Source organism: Castellaniella sp. GW247-6E4, from assembly GCF_040276065.1.
Classification (GTDB): Bacteria; Pseudomonadota; Gammaproteobacteria; order Burkholderiales; family Burkholderiaceae_B; genus Castellaniella.
Genome location: NZ_JBELOI010000029.1, coordinates 1 through 4900 on the forward strand (window position 1 = coordinate 1; position 4900 = coordinate 4900).

The window sequence follows — 4900 nt, forward strand, 5'->3', positions numbered from 1 at the left end:
TTTTTCTGCATTATGAAAACCGAGTCGATTGGGCTGGAAAAGCGGATTCTGAAATCGGCTTGATCAGACCTTCCCTAATATCACCGAAGTACAGCTCCCCAAAAATGCCTATGACGTCTGGCATGATCGTGCAGTTTTCCACTTCCTTATCTCGGAGCAGGAGCGCCATGCCTATGTTGAGCAGGTTCTGCGTTCAGTCCGGCCGGGCGGACACGTCATTGTCGCCACCTTTGCCGAGGATGGTCCGACGCGATGCAGTGGGCTGCCGGTCGCACGCTACAGTTCCGAGGAGCTTCATGACGAGTTTGGCGCTTCCTTTACGTTGATGCAGCATGTGAAGGAAGATCACCACACGCCATCAGGGGCCTTGCAAAAGTTCGTCTATTGTTATTGCCGCAAGAGCTAATTTCAGCTGGTCGCGCTTGAGGCGCTGCAAAACAATTAGCACTGTTTGCAGGCCACTGCCATGAGGGCGGGACGGCAAGGTTCGAGCGTCGCCAAGTTACTGACCCACGCCCAGAAGATGACAAAAATGTAATCAAGCTGATGGCAAATTGTCAGCTTTGAGCGTAGCAAAGTATGGCATGATCAATCAGCCTAACCATCGGTTCCAATCTCAGACCCTACGCTGTTTCTAGATGGTGATATTAGTCGGCGTAGCCTAGTACCAAACAGGGAAAGCAGCTGCGCTATGACACCACACGACCACGACCACGAGCATGCTCATCACGGCCAATCGAGTGATTTGAGCGGCGGATCAATGCACGTTGGTGAGACTCATGCCAAGCCGGACGCATCCCCGACCTCAGCATTAAAAGATCCGGTCTGTGGCATGGCAGTGACCGAGCAATCGCCACACCATCTGGCGCATGATGGTCAGCCATATTATTTCTGCAGTACGGGCTGCAAAGCCAAATTCAGCGCTGACCCGACCAAATATCTCTCTAAAGGCCAGCCAGAAGAGCAGCACACCGAAGCAGTAGCGCCAGGCACCATTTACACCTGTCCGATGCATCCGGAGATTCGCCAAGACCACCCTGGAAGCTGTCCCAAGTGTGGCATGGCGCTGGAACCGCTGATGCCCACGCTAGAGGACGATAACCCCGAGCTGGTGGACTTTAGCCGTCGATTTTGGTGGACCTTGCCGCTCACGCTGATCGTCACCACACTGGCCATGTTCGGGCATCAACTGGGGTGGTTCGAGCTGACGACCCAAAGCTGGATCGAGCTGGTGCTTTCCTTGCCTGTGGTACTTTGGGCTGGATGGCCGTTTTTTGTGCGAGGCGTGCAGTCCGTGATCAACCGCAGCCCGAATATGTGGACGCTCATCGGCCTAGGGACGTCGGCAGCTTTTATCTATAGCGTTGTGGCGACGGTTGCGCCTGAAGTCTTCCCCGACACGTTCCTATCCATGGGGCGCATCGCGGTGTACTTCGAGGCTGCGGTCGTCATCATCTCATTGACGCTTTTCGGACAAATCCTGGAGTTGAAAGCGCGTTCGCAGACCTCTGCAGCCATCAGGTCACTAATGGGGCTGGCTCCAAAGACCGCTCGGCGGATCGGGGCTGATGGCACTGAAGAAGACGTACCGCTCACCCACGTTCATGAAGGCGATCGCTTGCGTGTGCGTCCTGGCGAGAAAGTACCGGTCGATGGGACGGTCGAGGAGGGCGCGAGTTCAGTAGATGAATCCATGCTGACCGGTGAACCGCTGCCCGTCAGCAAGCGCGTCGGCGACAAAGTGATCGGCGCGACGATGAATACGTCCGGCGCCTTGGTGATTCGTGCTGAGAAGGTGGGCGCGGCCACGGTGTTGGCTCAAATTGTGCAGCTCGTGGCGCAGGCACAGCGCTCCCGAGCGCCTATGCAGCGCATGGCCGATCACGTGGCGGGGTATTTCGTCATGGCGGTCGTTGCCATCGCCATCATCACGTTTTTTGTGTGGGGGCTCTGGGGGCCGCAGCCAAGTTGGGTATATGGCCTCATCAATGCAGTGGCCGTCTTGATCATTGCCTGTCCGTGTGCGTTAGGCCTGGCTACGCCCATGTCGATCATGGTGGCGACGGGTCGTGGTGCGACACATGGCGTCTTGTTTCGTGACGCTGCCGCGATCGAGAACTTCCGTAAGGTGGATACCTTGATCGTCGATAAGACCGGTACCTTGACCGAAGGGCGCCCCACATTTGAACAAGCGGTTCCCGTCCAGGGTGGTAGCGCTGACGAGGTACTGCGCCTGGCTGCCAGTCTGGATCAAGGCAGCGAACACCCCTTGGCCGATGCCATCGTGAGCGCCGCGCGAGAGCAGGGCATCGTATTGGCTACGGTAGACGGATTCGAGTCTGGTACAGGGATCGGGGTTCGTGGCACGGTTGAAGGCAAGCGCCTGGCGCTCGGTAACACCGCGCTGATGCAGCAAGAAGGTATCGATGTGGCGGTACTGAGCGGGCGCGCCGAGAGCCTGCGTGTTCAGGGCGCAAGCGTCATGTATCTGGCCGCAGATAGCATCCTATTAGGCCTCCTCGCCGTATCGGATCCCATCAAAGCCAGCACGCAAGAGGCGTTGGATGAGCTTAAGGCAGCCGGCATACGGGTCATCATGGCTACGGGCGATGGCGTATCGACCGCCAAGGCCGTGGCGCAGCGCCTGGGTATCGATGAGGTCCATGGCGAAGTTAAGCCCGCCGATAAGCTTGATCTAGTCACCGACCTTCAAAAGCAGGGGCATATCGTGGCGATGGCTGGGGATGGGATCAATGATGCGCCTGCCTTGGCCAAAGCCGATGTGGGTATCGCCATGGGTACAGGCACGGATGTCGCGATGAATAGCGCCCAAGTCACCTTGGTCAAAGGCGATCTGCGGGGGATATCGATCGCTCGTCATTTGTCTAATGCGACTATCACGAACATGAAACAAAACCTGGGGTTCGCCTTTGTGTATAACGCGCTGGGTGTGCCGCTGGCAGCAGGCGTGATCTATCCATTGACGGGTCTGCTGCTCTCGCCCATGTTTGCGGCACTCGCCATGAGTTTGAGTTCGGCGTCGGTGGTGGCGAATGCCTTGCGCCTGCACAAAGCAAAGTGATGAGTCGCTTTGCTCTGCAGGCGCTTACTGTCGCGGTTGCAGGGTGACTTCCTTCTGGGCGGCTAGTACCTTAGGTGGCCAGGAGCTCTTGATGTAAGCCAATACGGCTGTAATGTCATGGTCGCTTAGCAGTTCGCCATAGGCCGGCATGTCACTCACGTATCCGGGAGGCGCAGTTTTGCCGGGTATCAAGCCATTTTTGGTGATGCTAATCAACATGGCGTCGGGATGGTGCCAGGTGTGCCCTGTTTTATCGTGTGGAGGTGCGGGCAGGCGCCCATCTGCTCGGCGCATGCGCCAGTTCGGCTGGCCTTCCAGCTTTGCGCCGTGGCAGGCAGCACAGTTGTTGGTGTAGATTTTCCTTCCAAGGGTCACGAGCGCCTGATCTGAGGGATCGATATAAGCCGGTTGTGAGCTCTTCAAAGACTCATATATGAGTGCGCCTGCGCCGAGCGCCAGAATGCCAAACACACCAATGATCGCAGTTGCTTTCTTCATGAATGTCGTCGTTGTCCTTGTTACTGTACGGTCAATGTCGCGTGTGGACTGCCGTCACTTGGGCAGCAAAACCGTAACCTCATTTTTGGGCGTAAGCGGCTAGCCGTCGCTTTTCTTGAATGGGATCTACCGGCTGATCGTTGACTCGCATCTCGTAATGCAGATGCGAGCCGCTAGCTATCCCCGTAGAGCCCACGTACCCGATGATCTGCCCCTTTTCGATACTTGCCCCTTTCTTCAGGCCACTCTTAAAACGACTCTGGTGAGCGTAGACGGTAGAGTACATATTGTTATGCTCAATGAAGATCACTTTCCCGTATCCGTTTTGGGTGCCGATGAAAGATATCTTTCCCCGAGCCGTCGCACGGATAGGTGTGCCTTTCGGGGCAGGATAGTCAAGGCCTTGATGGCCCGCCCACTTGCCCGAGACCGGGTGAAGCCGATAGCCAAAGGCGGAGTTGATACGTGCGCGTTCGCTCAGTGGGGTGGTAAAAAATATCTTGCGCAGGTTCTCCAGCCTATCAGCCGCTTTATGCGTGTGGCCCCCGAACGCATGAACGGGGTCTTCGGTGATGGAGATTTGCCTGACCTCGGATGCAGCCGCAGTGCCTACTACGAGGTAACTAGCAATAAGAAGCACGGCTTTTGATATCGTATACATGTCACATAGAAAATATTTGAATAGCGCTAGGGGACTCGCCTTTTGTAGCCAAATCGGCTCTGGTCAATGAGGGGGAGTGTCGTGCTACTGGACTTTTACCTTGCCGACCATGCCGGCTTCCATGTGCCCAGCTATCAGACAAGCAAAGTCGACGGTGCCGGCTTGGGTGAACTGCCAGATCAGTCCGCCTTTTTGGCCAGGGTTAAGCGAAATCATGTTGGGTTCGGCATGCTTCATACCAGGCGTCTTTTTCATCATGGCCGCATGATCGCGCATCTCAGCGACCGAGCCGATGACCATCTCATGGGGGAGTTTGCCTGAGTTCTTAATCAAAAACCGGACAGTCTCACCCGCCTTTACGTTGATTTCACTAGGAGTGAAGCGCATGGTGTCGTCCATGACGATCTCTATCGTCTGGGTAACCTTGGCTGCATCGCCAGGTTGTCCTACGGCTGAGCTACCTGCTGTCATGCTGGACATATCATGCCCTGGCATCATGGTGCCATCGTCCATCTTGTGACTTCCACCGTGGCTCCCGGAAGCTATTGCGAGGGCAGGTAGAGTGCTTACGATCAGTATAGCTGCGTATTCCGATGATCGTGACCACCGATTCCGGTGATCGTGACCACCCAGTGCCGGACAGGCGATTTTCTCTGATT

At 56.1% G+C, this 4900-nt stretch carries 4 protein-coding genes; 1 reads left to right on the plus strand and 3 read right to left on the minus strand.

All coding sequences use genetic code 11. The features are described from left to right. The first annotated feature begins 760 nt into the window (after positions 1-760). Positions 761-3082 (plus strand): heavy metal translocating P-type ATPase, encoded by a 2322-nt coding sequence (locus ABS761_RS16680; RefSeq protein ID WP_350409522.1) that lies wholly within the window; start codon positions 761-763, stop codon positions 3080-3082. Positions 3083-3106: 24 nt separating this feature from the next. Here the strand turns inward: ABS761_RS16680 and ABS761_RS16685 are convergent, their stop codons facing one another. The 3 genes from ABS761_RS16685 to ABS761_RS16695 form a co-directional block, all read right to left on the minus strand. Next, complete coding sequence (locus ABS761_RS16685) at positions 3107-3580, minus strand: c-type cytochrome (protein ID WP_350409519.1); 474 nt, start codon at positions 3578-3580, stop codon at positions 3107-3109. Between the two features lie 79 nt (positions 3581-3659). Beyond that, complete coding sequence (locus ABS761_RS16690) at positions 3660-4241, minus strand: M23 family metallopeptidase (protein WP_350409520.1); 582 nt, start codon at positions 4239-4241, stop codon at positions 3660-3662. A gap of 84 nt (positions 4242-4325) precedes the next feature. Continuing rightward, entirely contained in the window at positions 4326-4754 is a 429-nt protein-coding gene (locus ABS761_RS16695; RefSeq protein WP_350409521.1) for a cupredoxin domain-containing protein, read from the minus strand. Positions 4755-4900 lie beyond the last annotated feature (146 nt).